Annotated in this window: 13 protein-coding genes; 5 read left to right on the plus strand and 8 right to left on the minus strand. The window is 59.0% G+C overall.

The features are described from left to right. Positions 1-99: 99 nt before the first annotated feature. A complete protein-coding gene (locus Enr8_RS15215; RefSeq protein WP_186767672.1) occupies positions 100-1,767 on the minus strand; it encodes a VWA domain-containing protein in 1,668 nt (555 codons plus the stop codon). A 357-nt stretch (positions 1,768-2,124) separates the two neighbouring features. Here Enr8_RS15215 and Enr8_RS15220 point away from each other — a divergent pair, with 357 nt between their 5' ends. The 3 genes from Enr8_RS15220 (at position 2,125) to Enr8_RS15230 (ending at position 4,899) form a co-directional block, all read left to right on the plus strand. Then, the gene (locus Enr8_RS15220; protein ID WP_146432996.1) at positions 2,125-3,240 is read left to right on the plus strand and encodes an ATP-grasp domain-containing protein; all 1,116 of its coding nucleotides are present in this window, start codon (positions 2,125-2,127) and stop codon (positions 3,238-3,240) included. A gap of 112 nt (positions 3,241-3,352) precedes the next feature. Continuing rightward, positions 3,353-4,423 (plus strand): DUF1559 domain-containing protein, encoded by a 1,071-nt coding sequence (locus Enr8_RS15225; RefSeq protein ID WP_146432998.1) that lies wholly within the window; start codon positions 3,353-3,355, stop codon positions 4,421-4,423. 56 nt (positions 4,424-4,479) lie between these two features. Next, the gene (locus Enr8_RS15230) at positions 4,480-4,899 is read left to right on the plus strand and encodes a hypothetical protein (RefSeq protein ID WP_146433000.1); all 420 of its coding nucleotides are present in this window, start codon (positions 4,480-4,482) and stop codon (positions 4,897-4,899) included. On the opposite strand, the gene Enr8_RS15235 is transcribed toward Enr8_RS15230, so the two are convergent. Continuing rightward, complete coding sequence (locus Enr8_RS15235; protein WP_186767673.1) at positions 4,896-5,678, minus strand: lysophospholipid acyltransferase family protein; 783 nt, start codon at positions 5,676-5,678, stop codon at positions 4,896-4,898. The two genes, Enr8_RS15230 and Enr8_RS15235, sit on opposite strands and share 4 nt — an antisense overlap. A 35-nt stretch (positions 5,679-5,713) precedes the next feature. Between Enr8_RS15235 and Enr8_RS15240 the strand changes: the two genes are divergently transcribed. Next, a complete protein-coding gene (locus Enr8_RS15240) occupies positions 5,714-6,196 on the plus strand; it encodes a YfcE family phosphodiesterase (RefSeq protein ID WP_146433004.1) in 483 nt (160 codons plus the stop codon). On the opposite strand, the gene Enr8_RS15245 is transcribed toward Enr8_RS15240, so the two are convergent. The 6 genes from Enr8_RS15245 to Enr8_RS15270 form a co-directional block, all read right to left on the minus strand. After that, a complete protein-coding gene (locus tag Enr8_RS15245) occupies positions 6,193-6,711 on the minus strand; it encodes a PH domain-containing protein (protein ID WP_146433006.1) in 519 nt (172 codons plus the stop codon). The genes Enr8_RS15240 and Enr8_RS15245 overlap by 4 nt on opposite strands. Before the next feature lie 91 nt (positions 6,712-6,802). Continuing rightward, positions 6,803-6,988 (minus strand): hypothetical protein, encoded by a 186-nt coding sequence (locus Enr8_RS15250; RefSeq protein ID WP_146433008.1) that lies wholly within the window; start codon positions 6,986-6,988, stop codon positions 6,803-6,805. Between the two features lie 199 nt (positions 6,989-7,187). Beyond that, positions 7,188-7,484, minus strand: a complete 297-nt coding sequence (locus Enr8_RS15255; protein ID WP_146433009.1) for a hypothetical protein — start codon at positions 7,482-7,484, stop codon at positions 7,188-7,190. A gap of 27 nt (positions 7,485-7,511) precedes the next feature. Then, positions 7,512-9,203, minus strand: a complete 1,692-nt coding sequence (locus tag Enr8_RS15260; protein WP_146433011.1) for an FMN-binding protein — start codon at positions 9,201-9,203, stop codon at positions 7,512-7,514. Continuing rightward, positions 9,204-11,462 (minus strand): FAD-dependent oxidoreductase, encoded by a 2,259-nt coding sequence (locus tag Enr8_RS15265; protein ID WP_246120112.1) that lies wholly within the window; start codon positions 11,460-11,462, stop codon positions 9,204-9,206. 161 nt (positions 11,463-11,623) lie between these two features. Then, complete coding sequence (locus tag Enr8_RS15270; RefSeq protein WP_146433013.1) at positions 11,624-12,487, minus strand: hypothetical protein; 864 nt, start codon at positions 12,485-12,487, stop codon at positions 11,624-11,626. Between the two features lie 424 nt (positions 12,488-12,911). Between Enr8_RS15270 and Enr8_RS15275 the strand changes: the two genes are divergently transcribed. Continuing rightward, on the plus strand, positions 12,912-13,919 hold the full coding sequence (locus Enr8_RS15275) for a hypothetical protein (protein WP_146433015.1): 1,008 nt from the start codon (positions 12,912-12,914) through the stop codon (positions 13,917-13,919). Positions 13,920-14,093 lie beyond the last annotated feature (174 nt).

Below are 14,093 nucleotides of genomic sequence, written 5' to 3' on the forward strand. Positions count from 1 at the left end.
CGCCGCCTGCGGCGGGGCGTAAAGAAAAGACCGCCGCACGGCAAGGGCCATGCGGCGGTCCACACGAGGCAGGAAACGGGAAAGGTGGGCTGGTGCGGGTTACTTCACCAGTTTCAGGGGGCGGTGGCCAGCTACCTGGCGGAAGATCTCGGTGAGGTCATCGGTGTATTCCTCGACGGTTTGACCGCCGGGAACATTGAAATGGACCCCTTTTGTGATCTCGGCGACTTGATCCATCAGGTTCTTGTCCGCCCCGGCGCCAAGACTAATCGTCAGGATCTTAATGTTTTGCTCCGCACAGAGATACGCTTCGTCGAGCACATACTGTTTGGCGCCAGAACTGTTGGTTCCGCCGTTAACCCAGTTCGCCTGACCGTCGGTCAGCAGCACCATCATCTTCACGGCGCCGACCCGGGCGCGAGCTTGCAACTCTTCACGGGCGACGGTCATGCCGCCGCCGATGTTCGTGTAGTTGTGATAGTGGCCGGCCTGACGTTGCCGCGACTGGGCCATGATAAACGGCAGGTTCTCGGTCAGCGTCGACTCAAGCAAGCCGTCGCCATTGGGGGCGTTATAGACCGCCAAGCCGATCCGATCGCGTCCATCCCCTTCCTGCATGAAGTGAATAAACAGGTCGACCGAGTTCTTCACCGCCGTCACCGGCTGAGCGCTCACTTTCCACAGGTCAGGCGTGGCGTTGTACGAATACCGCCGTTCCAACAGATAGTTAATCCAGTTGAAATAGCCGAAGCGGTAGCGATAGCCGGCGTTGTTGTTTTGGCCGGCGCCCAAGCAATAGTTGATGTAGTCGTTCCAGCTCCCTTGCGGGTAGGGATAGGCGACGTTGTTCAGACCAAGGGCGTTGCGAATCGTGGAGACGCGATTGCCGTCAAAGTCAAACGAATGGACTTGGTCCGAGTTGTCTGGGTTCTTACCGCTGGTAACCCTGACGTAGCGGATCTCGCGATTCGGATTGGCCGTGTAGTTGGTTGCTCCGCCTGGGTAGTAATTGTAGGTGTACCCATTGCTGGTCCGGACCGTAATCTTGCTGATTCCCTTGCTCGACGTGACGACGGCCGATGGACCGCGGTAGGTGACCGAAGTCTGTGCCTGACCTTCGGAGCCGGGCGCGGGACCTTCCGCTTTCGCATATTGCGGATCAAACGTCAGATCGCCGTAAACCGGATAGCCAAGATCCGCGTACATCTGCTGTCCGTTGGAGTAGACGTGATCAAAGCCGAGCTTGTTGATCGCGTTGAATTCGCTGTCGTTGTTCATCGAGCCTGACAAGTCGAGCACCAGCATGATGTCGCGGCTTTGATAGGTTGCGATCGATTCTGCGGAGATATCAAACGAGTCGCGGCCGAGCAGGTGACCAAAGAAGAAGGGCATGTTCTCGTAGGACATGCGAACAGAGACGGTCGACGGACTGTCTTCGGCCGGTTCAACTTGTTCGGTCGTGGCGTTCCACTCACCGATCGAAAGTTCGAGCCCTTCGCCATACTTGTTCAGAAAGAGATCGACGTTGCTGGCGGTGTTGCCGTCAGTAAACTCTTTCCATTGGAGACCGACCGGATTGTGCGTCAGATACTCGTGCACGCTAGCGGTGGCGACTTCTTCGCCTTCGATCAGCGATCCGGCGCCGGCCAGCGCCGCAGCGTCTACCGAACGCTGGAGTTGCGATTGCATCGTGAACATGTAACCGACGTCGACGCTCAGCGCGATGAAACCCATCATCACGATCATCAGCACAGCGGATAGAACCACAATTACCCCGCGTCTTGCCGCGGAGCGTACTTGGGTTGGGATTTCTCGATCTCTACGACGGGACGACATTTCGACTCTCCTGCAGTGGTTGGGCGAATAGGCGCAGCCGCCGACCAATCGACGCTGACGCGGGTATCATGGACAATTTTGTGGGGAGAGATTTGCGACCGGTCGCTTCATGCGGACTGGTCGCGATATAGCAGCGTTTGGCCGAAGCCGTCCGCATGAAATGGGAAAATCAGAAAAGTACCGTCGAAATGGAAACAGTGTGTCCTAGCCCAATGGAAACCATAGCTTGAAAAAAAACTTGGGGTCGGCTCTTAGAAAAAAATTCCCAAAAATCGGCGCGACCCACTGATGACGTCCCCTAATCTGCCCCAGCGAATCGCCGTGGTTGGCTGCAGTTGTCGGGCTGCTGTTGCCTGTTTGCAACGTAGCGGCGCTGCAGCGCTTGCCGCCGATCAATTTGCCGACGCCGATCTCCGCCAGATGGCGCCGGCGATGCAATTGGCCGATTATCCAGCCGAAATTCCCGCCTGGTTGGCGGCGACCGACGCGACCCACTGGATGTATGTCGGTGGTCTTGAGAACCATCCCGAGATCATCGAAGCCGCGGCCGATGTGCGTCCGCTGTTAGGCGTTCCCGCCCCTGCCCTAGCGGCGATCCGTGATCCGCTGACGCTACAGCAAACTTTGCGTTTGGCTGGTTTTCCGTTTCCCGAGACGCAGCTTGAGCCGCCCCGGGCAGGACATTGGATCGTCAAACCGCGGAAGACCGCCGGCGGTTTGAGTATCGGCCCGTTTCGTCAACCGGTGGAAACGGAGGAGGTCGTTTATCAGCGGTTGTTGCGGGGACAAGCCTACGGGGCGGCGTTTGTGGCGATTGATGGTCGGGCCCATTTCCTGGGCGCCACGCGTCAATTGTTTGGGCGAAAATGGAAGGCGCCCCAGCCGTATCAGTATGCAGGCTCCGTTGGTCCAATTTCCCTTGCCGATACCCACCAAGCGACGCTTGAGCGCCTAGCCAATTATCTTGTCGCATCGACGGCGCTAAGCGGGCTGTTTGGCGTCGACTTTATTCTGAGCGATGGGGAACTCTGGCCGCTGGAGATCAACCCGCGATTCACGGCGGCGATGGAATTGTTGCCAGTCGATGTCATGCGATTGCACCTGTCGGCTTGGCTACCAGAGTGGCGAGGTGAAAACGCAACGCCAATCGATCATCCGGTCGACGTGCGAGGGAAACTGTTCGTCTATGCGCCCGTCGACTTCGTTTGGACGGAACAGCTGGCAGCGGCGATTTGCGCCACTGGCGCTACGATCGCCGACGTCCCGATGGTAGGCGCTGTGCTTATCCAGTCGTCGCCGGTTCTGACGCTCCTTGATTCAGCTGTTTCTCCAGGTCACTTGGCTCGTCAGCTCGCCCGTCAAGCTGGCCAAATTCGCCATCTCCTCTGCCATAAAAGACCGTGAAAGAAAAAATAAGCTCGTAAAAACTTTTTTGTGGACTTGTTTGCGCCTTACGTGATATCTTGAGGCATCTAGCTCCCTTTGCTGTCTTTAAATACTTCTCGAGGGGTGTCTTATGCGTATCCGTAGATATCAGGCCGGGTTCACGCTGGTCGAACTACTCGTGGTAATTGCCATCATCGGCGTCCTGATCGCATTGCTGCTGCCGGCGGTGCAACAGGCCCGGGAAGCGGCCCGGCGTGCGAGCTGTACCAACAACATGCGGCAGCTGGGGCTGGCGCTGCACAACTTCCATGACACATACAACCGCTTCCCGCCGGGAAGTTCGGACGATCAACGTCCGTTCGGAAATCGCGACAGCGGCGGCGGCTATGGGCCTTCGTGGTTGGTGTTCCTATTGCCCGGCGTCGAGCAGGGGAACCTGCACGCCAAGTTTCAATTCAACATGGGCAACTCGGGTTGGGGCAATGTGAACAATGTCGACGCGATGAAAGGCGCCAATATCGAAACCTATGTTTGTCCCTCGGCGCCGTACGATGCGGTCGCTGACAATCCTGGCACGTTTAGCTCGGGCGTCACCGGCGACGTCACGTCTCCGTCGTATGTCGGCATCTCCGGCGCGATTGATGGTTTGATCCCCGGATACACCGAGAACCGAACCAACGCCGGCGCGTCGGGGGTCGAAGGTTGCTGCTCGGGCGGGATCGTCAGCGGCGGCGGGATGTTGTTTCCCTTTGGCAAGTTGACGATGGCGTCGGTTCAGGATGGAACGAGCAATGTCGCGATTGTTGGCGAACATGGCGACTTTCTCACGACCCGCGATGGTTCTAAGGTCACCTGGCGGGGAGGTCAGCCGCACGGTTACTTCATTGGCGGGCATGGCGACAACAACGATCGTCGCCCTCCCAACTATTATCCCGGCGGTGACGCCCGGACGTTCAATCAAACGACCGTACGCTACAAGCTGAACCAAAAGATTGGCTGGGACAATGGATCAGGCACCTGCATGTCGACCGGCGTTTGTCACAACTTCGGCAACAACATCCCACTCAACAGCGCCCATCCAGGCGGTCTGCAGTTGCTGTACGTGGATGGATCGGTGCATTTCGCCACCGAAACGATGGCGTTGGAAGAAGTCGCGAAGCTGGTGACCCGCGATGACGGCTTGGTCCTTTCGGGAACGTAACGGTCGCACGAAACGTCGATTGCATCCCCCCCATTATTCCTGGAAGGAACTTGCCCATGAATGCGAGAAAGCTGTGCGCATGCGCCCTGGTCGGCGGTTTGATCCTGACGCTAAGTTCGCTTGGCTGTACGCCGGCTGGCGACGCCAAAGTGCCGGTCGCCGGAGAAGTGACGCTTGACGGAAATCCGCTGCCCGACGGGACGATCTATTTGCGACGAACCGACGGCGAGTTTTTCAGCTTCGACGTCGACGCTGGCAAATGCCAAGGGGAAGCGATGCCGGGCGAATACCGCGTCGAGATCTCCGCGATTCGCGAAGAAACGCCCGACGCGACTGCCGTGGCGATGTATGGCGCCGACGCGCCCAAGCGAGAGGTCAACTACATTCCGCTGCGATACAACGTCGATTCCAAGCTGACCGCGACCGTCGGCAATGGCGGCGCCAAGGATCTGAAGTTTGAACTAGAGACCGACTAGCGCGTCCACTTTCGCTGTTTGGCGTCGGCCATCGCCTTCTCCAGGTCGGCCCGGGTCGGTTTCCAATCTCGCCCGGCCAATTGCGGCTCGAAGTCGTCACGGCCGGCGAGATGGGCGATTGCGCGAGTCGCCTGTTCCATGATCTCCTGCGGCGTGCCGGTCGAGGTATCGATCGGCTCGCCAACTTCTACGATCACATGTGCCGGCATCAGAAACGGGCTGGCGGGGGACCGATCGTACGGCGCTCCCTCGATATAGATCGGTATGATCGGGACGCCGGCATGCTGGGCGATCATCGCCGCGCCGGGGCGAAAAGGGAGCATCAACTGGTCGGTCATATTGATCCGCCCTTCTGGCAAAACGCCCACTAACTCGCCGGCGCTGAGCAGTTCAATCGCGGCGCGGATCGCCTTGGTGTCGCGCCCGCCGCGATTTGTGCCGATTGCGCCGGTTTGTCGTAAAAACCAGGCCAAAGCAGGATGTTCGACATATTCTTTGGCGACCATCCAGTGGACGACGCGATGGGCGGCGACTTGAATGAAGAATGGGTCGGCGCTGCTACGATGGTTGGCGATCAACACGGCGCCTTGGCCGATCGGGATCGGCAGGTTCGCCGCAATCGACGTCCGCCAATAGCAACGCGACAGCACCACGTTTACGCACGCCAGCACATATCGCGGAAACGTGTAGACCCGCCGCGACCAGTTGGCCAGCCACCACAACGTGGGAACCGCCAACAGCGCCGTCAGAAAAATCGCAGAAAGGATATCGCGTGACAACGCGGTTCTTCCGGTTCGAATCAGGGAAACAATGGATGCAAATAGGAATTGTGAGCGATACGCACGGTCAGGTCGAGTTCACTCGCGACGCGATTCGGATGCTCGAGTCGTTTGAGGTCGACCAGGTCATCCATTGCGGCGACATAGGCGCCGCGGCGATTATCGACCTGTTTTCGTCCTGGCCGACCCACTATGTCGTCGGCAATGTCGATTACGACGCTGAGACCCTCTCGGCCGACTGTAAGACCGCCGGGCATACCTTCCACGGCCTGTTTGGCAGCCTGACGCTGGCAGGGCGGAAAATCGCTTTCCTGCATGGTCACGAGGAAGCCCGGCTCGCACAAACGATCAACTGCGGCGCCTACGACCTAGTCTGCCATGGGCATACGCACAAAGTTGCTAGCTATACCGTCGGTCAGACGCACGTGCTCAATCCAGGCGCTTTGTACCGCGCAAGTCGCCACACAATCGCTATCGTCGACCTGCCGGCGCTGGAAGTCAATATTGTGCCGGTTTAATTGCCGCCGCGAGCAAGCTGCGCTTCTCGCTGCAATGCTTCGCGAACGCCGACGTAGGTTTGCCGTCCCTTCAAGCAGGCGGCGCGAAACGCATCGGGGCGACTGACTCCGCTCAGGCGGAAAGTCTCGACATTGTCGAGGTAGAAGATCATGTCGCCAGCGTGATACCAGGCTTGGCCTGGTTGGACGTCGATTTCGATCCGATTGAAACGGTCGAGATCGACCCAGCGATCGGGTTTGCCGTTGAGTCCCTGCTCGATGATCACGCGACGATTCGTCAAGCGATAATGGGCGCCAACGCCCGGCGCAGCGTGCCATAGATAGATCGCAGCGCCGATGGGGCTGGTTGCAAGCGCCAGCAGATTGCCGACGGTCAGGAAACCAACGCCCGACTCGATTAGGTACAAACGGCCGAGAAAACGGCCCAGTCGCGACGCGCCGTTGGACGGCCAGACGGTCATGACGGTCGTTTCCGACTTCGCACTCGGGGCGACTCCGGCGATGGCCTGAGACACGGGCGACCTTTCTACGCGGGGGAGGTGGCGATTCAATCCGCCTAGTTTATCAGAACTCCCCAGCGATCGACCAGTAGATTCGCCGCGGCGGCTACATCCGCTTGGCCATGATGTGCCAGAAGACGCCGCCGACCGAGAGCATCGAGCCGAATAGAATCACGCCAATCAGCAGCGGCATATTGATGCCCGCTTCGCCAGCATTGACGACGCAAAACAGGACGCCCAATACCTCGACAACGCAACCGGCGCCGATCAGCAATAGAGAGAGTGGGTTCATCAGTGGTTCCTTGGTGTTTGACGCATGTTGTTCTGCGAGACTATTCGCAATTCTCGGGGAGATCTTGCCGCCATGGCGAGACGAATGGGGCCAATAACAGGCCCGATTCGGGAAGAATTCGCGGCGCAGCCGTCAAATTACGCAAGATCTGAAACAGAGATCGACTGGTGGAAGTGGTAGTCGCCGTTACCACCGTCCGCTATCGCACTTTCAAGATGACGCCATGCACGACCAACACGGCGCCTGCCGAAAGGAGACACCACCCGACCCAGCCGCGAGGGCGGATCATATGCCGCTGATCGGTATTTTCGACAATGATGCTCTGGATGGCGCCCTCGGTCGTGTCAGTCGAAGGGCCGGCATGTCGCGATAGCAGCCGCGTCGCCGTCGGCGTCAGCGTGAACGACTCGACCGATTTCAGCGTGATGCCGGCCAATAGTAGAATCGCGCCGAGATAGATCGCATGCAGCGGCCACTCGCCTCCTTTGCGCGCCACGGTCTCCTCCTGATTTCGTCTTGGTCTTTAGAACAACAGCGCCACCGCGCCCAGCGCCACCAGGCCAACGGCGACCCAATCGCGCCGCGTCCAGAATTCGCTCTTTCCATTGTAGCGAACGTAGTCGAGCAGGGCGCCAGTCGGACAGCCGAAGCGGCAGTAGGCCATTGGGGTGAAGAGGGAAGCGATCAGCCCAACCACGGCGACCGCAATCGTCCCCCAGCCGGCGATATGCCAGACGTAGGCGTCAAACGGTTCGATATCGACCAGGCTAAACGACCAACGGGCCGCCGCGACCAGCACGACCCACGCGAGTAAGACGCTGGGAATCGCTTTGAGCCAAGGTAGCGTCTTTGTGGACGGTTTCCACTGCCACTTGATCCGCCGTTTGGTCCATTGCTGCACCGCGCCATGTGGGCAAAGATGGCTGCAATAAACGTTGGTCCGGGTAAAGGTCGGCAGCGCCAATGCTGCGGCAACCAACAGCACCAACCCAAACGCCGATTTCCACGGCACGCCATTTTGCGCCCAACCGACCAGCAGCGCCTGCGAAACAAAGTCCCCATTGGCAAAGCCGAGATAGACCAGCACCAATATCTGAAACGGAATCCGCGCCCATGGTTTGCCACGCCATGGGCTGAAAGCGAGCAGTACGCCGATGACCACGACGGCAATGGTGATGTAGTCGCGCTGGCGGAACTGAATCAGCGAGGCTTGCTCACGAGAATTCTTCGCTTCTTGATAAGCTTTGATCCGCTCAGCTGCGGCAAGATAAACGCCAATCGCCGCTGCCTGGCTCGTCATCGTTGCCCCCGAGACCCCCTCGATCTGCAGCGATTCGAGATGTTCCTTCGCCAACTCCGCTAGCGATTGGCCGTTGAGCAGGCCCAGAAAATAGTCGTCGGTCCGCACGTAGTCGACGTATGGCTCGTTGTCGTAGCTATGCGAAAGGGCCAAGCCGGTCACTTTGTCGTCGTTGTCCAGCCCAATCAGCATGTCGGTCGGACCTTGGTAGCCGACCACGTTGTCGGCCGCCGGCGAGGTTCGCAGCAGCTTGCCGATCTGGGCGCCGCTTGCGTCTTGCACATTTAGGAGGGCAGGGTAGTGGGGATCCTCTGCGAGCGACTCAGCGTCCGGGTAAAGTTTCCGAACAACCTCGATCCGAGGCGGCTCTGGAAACTTCAGCGATCTTTGGACGCCGCCAAGAGTTCGCTGGACCGCTTCGATCATCGCCAGGCTGGTGAGCGTCGCGCCGGAGACGGCGTCAAAGTCGGTTCGCGCGAGTACCTCTTCCCGGGTCAGGCCGTCTAGGCTGTCGAGGAACTTTCCTTCACGCTCAATCGCCGCCACATGCTCGCGGGTATCGCGGCTCGAGAGAATCGCCATGCCGACGATTTTTTCGTCGGACGAGAAGCCAAGCAGAACATTGGTCGGCCCCGAGAAACCGATCGCCTGGTCGCCTGCCGGAGAAGTCTGAATGACGCGCCCCAGCGTTTGTCCGGCGGCGTCGAGCACGACGTCTCCTTCAGCAAGACGATCAGCGGTTTCGAACAGCTGCTTTGTGACGGCGATATCGACCGTGGGCGAAGGACCACTTTCGTCCGGCGCATGCAGAGTGGCGGCTAGATGAATGATCAGCGCGATCGCGACCAGAATCAGCACTCGCCCGGCGTGGACGAAAGGTCGCCAGGCCGGGCGTCGCAGTTGCGGATCGGTCATCTACTTCTTGACGGGGACGATTTGAACCGCGTCGGCATGGACGTTTCCGCCGGCGCCGGCGGTCGCGACGATGACCGTCACGACCTCTCCCTTGTCGAGATTCAATTCGCCCAGCGAGATGAAGCCACCCTCAATCGGCGGAACCGCTTGCTGGTTGATCTTCTTTTCTAGTCGCTGGTTTTTCGTCTCGACGACGACCGGCACGGTCTTGCCCCGGTTCTCGTGCGGCTGGTAGGCGAAGTGAATGTCGTACAGGCCTGCTTCCGGCGCTTCGACGGCAAAGCGAACCGCTCCGCCGCTGTCGCCGCCGGCGTAGAGATAGCCGTAGCCGACGTACCCTTTCAGGCCAGCGCCTTCGGTCCATTTGCCAATCCGCTCCGCTTCGGTGTCGTCGACGACCGTTCCAGCTAACTTGGCGGGATCCAAACCGGTCGGCGGACCATACGGACCGGCTAGTAACGGAACGTTGGCGGGGATTTCGATTTCGTCATCCAGGTCAGCGCGGCGAGCTTTGCCGGGAAGTTTGAGCAGTTGGTCCATTTCGGGCCAGTAGCGCTCGTAGACTTCCCGCGGCGTGCAGTCGTAGGTTGCGCACAAGCTGGCCGCCTTGCCGACCACTTCGCCCATCATGCCGCAGGTCTTCATCACGCGGACCGTGCCGAGCGCTTCGTGATCGACGCTGATGCAGCGGCCGGCCATGAAGAGGTTGTCGATGTTCCGCGAGTAGAAGCAGCGATACGGCACCGGGTAGCCGAAGTTGCGATCGACCCGCCGGTCGTGGACGGCGATGGAGATGAACGGGTTGTCGGGGAACTTTTCGGCAAATTGCTTCTTTGGATAGTGCAAATCGATCGACCAGGTGCTGGGAACGCAACCGTCGGTGAAGTCTCGTTTGGCGACGATGTCATCTTGATTCAAGACGACGTCGCCTCGCAGCAGACGCGATTCGCGCGGTCCGCCGACATAGGCCATCCAGGTCAGATAGGCCGACTCGTGTTTGTCGGCGCCGTCCTTGTTCTTCATCGCGTTGAAGGCGCCGTAGACCGCCCGCAGGTTCCAGTCGCGGATCCCTTCGGCGTCGCCGAGCGGATCTTTGTCAAAACCGCTTTCCCAGAACCACTGACCATGGTGGTCGCGGGGGTAAGGAAAGTCTTTCATCGACAGGTCAAGCGCCCAGGGCGTTTCCGGAAACTTGCGTTCTTCGTCCGCTTCGGCCCAGGCCCACATGTTGCTCATGCCCATGCGACCTTTTTCGGCCATATCGAAGTCGGCGCCGGCGAGATAGCCGATCGTGCCGTGGCCGGTGCAGTCGACGAACAACTGGCTGGTGAAACGCTTTTCTTCACTGGTGCGGGTATCGAAGGCATAGACGGCAGCGATCTTCTTTTCGCCGTCCATCTCGACTTTGAAGGCGTGGTGATTCAGAAACAGATCGATGTTTTTCTCGGCCTCGACGATCGCTTCTTTCTTGTCGTCGCCAAACTCTTCGTACGTGCCTGGCGACTTCTTCGCTTGGTCCGAGAACTCTTCGACGATTTCGCCGATCCGCGGGTACTTGCCGCGACGGATGTTACCCATCGCCCAGACGCGGACTTCGCTGGAACCATTACCCCCAAGCACCGGGCGATCTTGAATCAGCGCCACTTTGCAGCCCATGCGAGCCGCCGAGAGCGCCGCGCCCATCCCAGAGTAACCGCCGCCGACCACCACCAGGTCGTAGCCGCCCTTCTCGGTCGGCTTCTCTTCCAGGCCGAGCAAATCGCGACGCCAGGCCGATAGGATCTTGCCTTCGTTCGGCGGCGTCGCGTCGTCTTTGGTAAACAGGATCGCATCGCAGCGACCGTCGAAACCGGTCAGGTCATGCAGCGCCAGTTCGACTTCTTTCGAGTCGATCTTCACGCTGCCCCCTGCTTGCCAGTTCCAATCGGCGCCTTTGGTGCCGAAGGTTTCCTGCAGCGGTTGGCCATTGACCAGCAACTGAAATCGGCCGGGCGTACCAGGCGCGTTCCAGCGGGCGACCCAATCCTTGGTGCGAACGAAGACCTTGTATTCACCCGTTTCGGGGAAGGTCACCTTGGCGGTGGCGTCAGCGACCGGATCGCCAAGTCCATGTGCGAGCAGATAGGGCGAACCCATCTCGCGAATGAACTGGGTGTCGAGTTTCCAGCCGCCCGGTTGGGCGAAGCTTTCGGCTTCGACGAGAACTGATTGTCCCCACAGTGGGGCGGCGAAGGCGAGCAGCAAGAGTAGGGGAAGCAGTCGGCGCACGACAGATGCTCCAGATGAAGGGCGGGCTGGTGGGGTATCGACGAATTAGACTGGGTGTGAAAATTCACAGCCCAGTCCCGGATTTTACACTGATATCCCGCCCTAAGAAACTTCTGTTGCCAATTTTCGTGCTTCTATTGCACTTCTTTTCGCTAGAAGCGGGGGGAAGGGTGATCGGAGCCCAAGTGGATTGGAACGGCCGCATCGGGAGATTCCAGCGACAGAAGTTGTTCGACCATCGTCTGCGTGTCATCGGCGTAATTGGAGATTCGCAGTTCCCACAGGGGGCGAATTACGCCGGTTGAATCGAAAAGTTCCGGCCCAAAGCAGGACATGATGGCCGCAGCGATCTGCTGATTGAATTGGGGATGGGCGGGAGAGTCGATGGTGCTGGTGCGGAAGGCGTCGAGGGCCGAGGAGAGGAGCAGCGGCCAGCCGGCGCTGTGCGATCCAGCGCGAGCCTGTTCGCGAATGTCGCGACAGAATTCTTGCACGCGATCATTGTCGAAGCCCATGTTGCGGACGTCCGTCGCAACCGCCACATAGCCCAATAACATATCGGTCCAGCGTTCGGTCCGGCGGCGGAGACGATTGAGTTTGACCGCCAGGTCGGCGTCGAGGCCTCGTCCGTAAACCATCAGGTTAAGCGCCCGGTTGCGGGCTTCCAGGTGTCCGATAAATACGCTCCGGACGGTCGCTTCGGCGGTCTCGGAGCGATGGATTTTGTCGAAAGCGATGCAAAGCGACGTCCAGATCCGGGTCAGCACGTCGCTGATCAAAATCTCTTCCAGTACCGGCCGAATCGTCTCCCAGTGGCGGGGCAGGTCGGCGGCCGTTGCGTTTTTGACGCTTTCAGAATGATCTTTGAGTAACCGGCCCCAGCGATCGAGTCGCGCCTTGGAGTTGGTCCAGTATTGTTCGAGCCCCTTGGCCGAGATCTGCTTCATCGAGCGGATTTGAATCGGAGCGTGGGTGGCCAGCAGGGCCGCAAGTTGAACTTGGTCTCGTGAGTGCATGGAGGTGGTTCTTCCGCTTCGGCGATGTGATGGGCAAGGAAAAAAGGGTTGCGAGAGCCCGAGGGGACAAGGGCTCTCGCAACCAACCGCTGCATGCCTGGGGGAAGGGAGGAAGTTTCAGGCGACAGCAATCCTCAATTGCATCCGCCGGGCCAAAAGCCAAAGAAAACCGCAAGGCAGGGCGCAAGTGCATGTTTTATAGAGACTTGCGGCCATTGGGTTTGAGCCCGCGTTTGGGCCAATGGTGCGTTTTCGCCACGGCCGCGGTTTGCGAGCGTCGTTTTCTCGCCACAGGGTTGCAACGAATCATCATGTAAACAACTGTCCAAGTGTTTGCGTTTTTCCCTTAACTACGGCATCATGGAAGGCTCTCATCACTTCACTGTCCATTCAGGGCTGCGCGTTGCTGCGATTTTCTCGATCTTTGGCGATCGCCATTCTGCTGACTTCGGTCGCTCCCTTGCCGGCGCAAGAGGAGACGGAGGCTCTGTTTGAGCAGCAGGGACTCGTCAAATACGGACGTCGCTGGATCTTGCCGTGCGAAACCGATCTCGCGCCTGAACTGCGGCAGCTCGATTCGTTGGAGCAGCAACTCAGTTTTGTTCAGCGCCAGGTCGACCTGGCGCGGGAAGATAACGCCCGGAATTGGAAACGGCAGCAAGCGACTTTGGCCGCCATTGATCGGCTGGGGAAGCGTTTGAAGGAGCATGCGGTCGGCAGCGATCAAGAGAAAGAGCTGGCGCAGGAAATCGGCCGACTTCGCAAAATGGCGACTAGCGCCGGCGACGCCGTCGAGCCCAAGAAGCTGGCCGCACTGCCCAACGTCCGCGAATTGTTGATGCAGCAAGCGCAGTTGTTGGCGACCCTGACGACGCGCACGGTCCAGTTGCGTGAAGATATGGTGAATTTGGACCAGCGTTACGCAAAGATTCGGGGCGAGTTTTTGGAGGAGGATCAAGCGGTTATTGGGCCGCTGGAACTCCTCTCTCGACGGCTCGGCCGGCTGGCTCGGTTCGAGCGATTGGCCAACCAAGATCGGCTTCCCATCTTCTTGCAAAACGATAAGCCGCGTGTTGCCGCGGTTTTGGATCAAGACAATCCACAAATTTTCACGTGGAATCCAAACGGAAAAGAAATCATTCTGACCGCAAATATGGCCCAAAGTGCTGGCGTCCAATACACGCCGGAAGAAGGGGGCGTTGTCGTGCTGGAAAAGCAAGAATTGCCGGTTCGCAAAGGGCGGGTCGCGGCGCTGCGAGTTGGGCCAGCGCTGCTGCAAGATGTCGCTGTGTCGGTCTTGCCGCCAGAGCAAGAGTTTAGAGGCGGCTTTCTGGGCGGTAAGGTGTTCCAGCACTTTCAGCCCGACCTTTCGCTGGAGGAGCTGTGCTTGCAGTTTGACGCCGGCGCGATGGAAGCGACCGCCGATCACTAGCACTCCAGGCGACGGAAGACTTTTCCGATTCTAACCGTCAGGCAAAGCGCTCTCAGGTTTGCGGGCGTCGCTTCCGACCTTAGTATGAAGGGGAAACGCCCAGGCGATGACGTTGTTTCAAATTTAACCGACCTTATAATTACAACGTCAAGGTGTTTCGGTAGGAGTAATGCG

The organism is Blastopirellula retiformator, from assembly GCF_007859755.1.
Lineage (GTDB): Bacteria > Planctomycetota > Planctomycetia > Pirellulales > Pirellulaceae > Blastopirellula > Blastopirellula retiformator.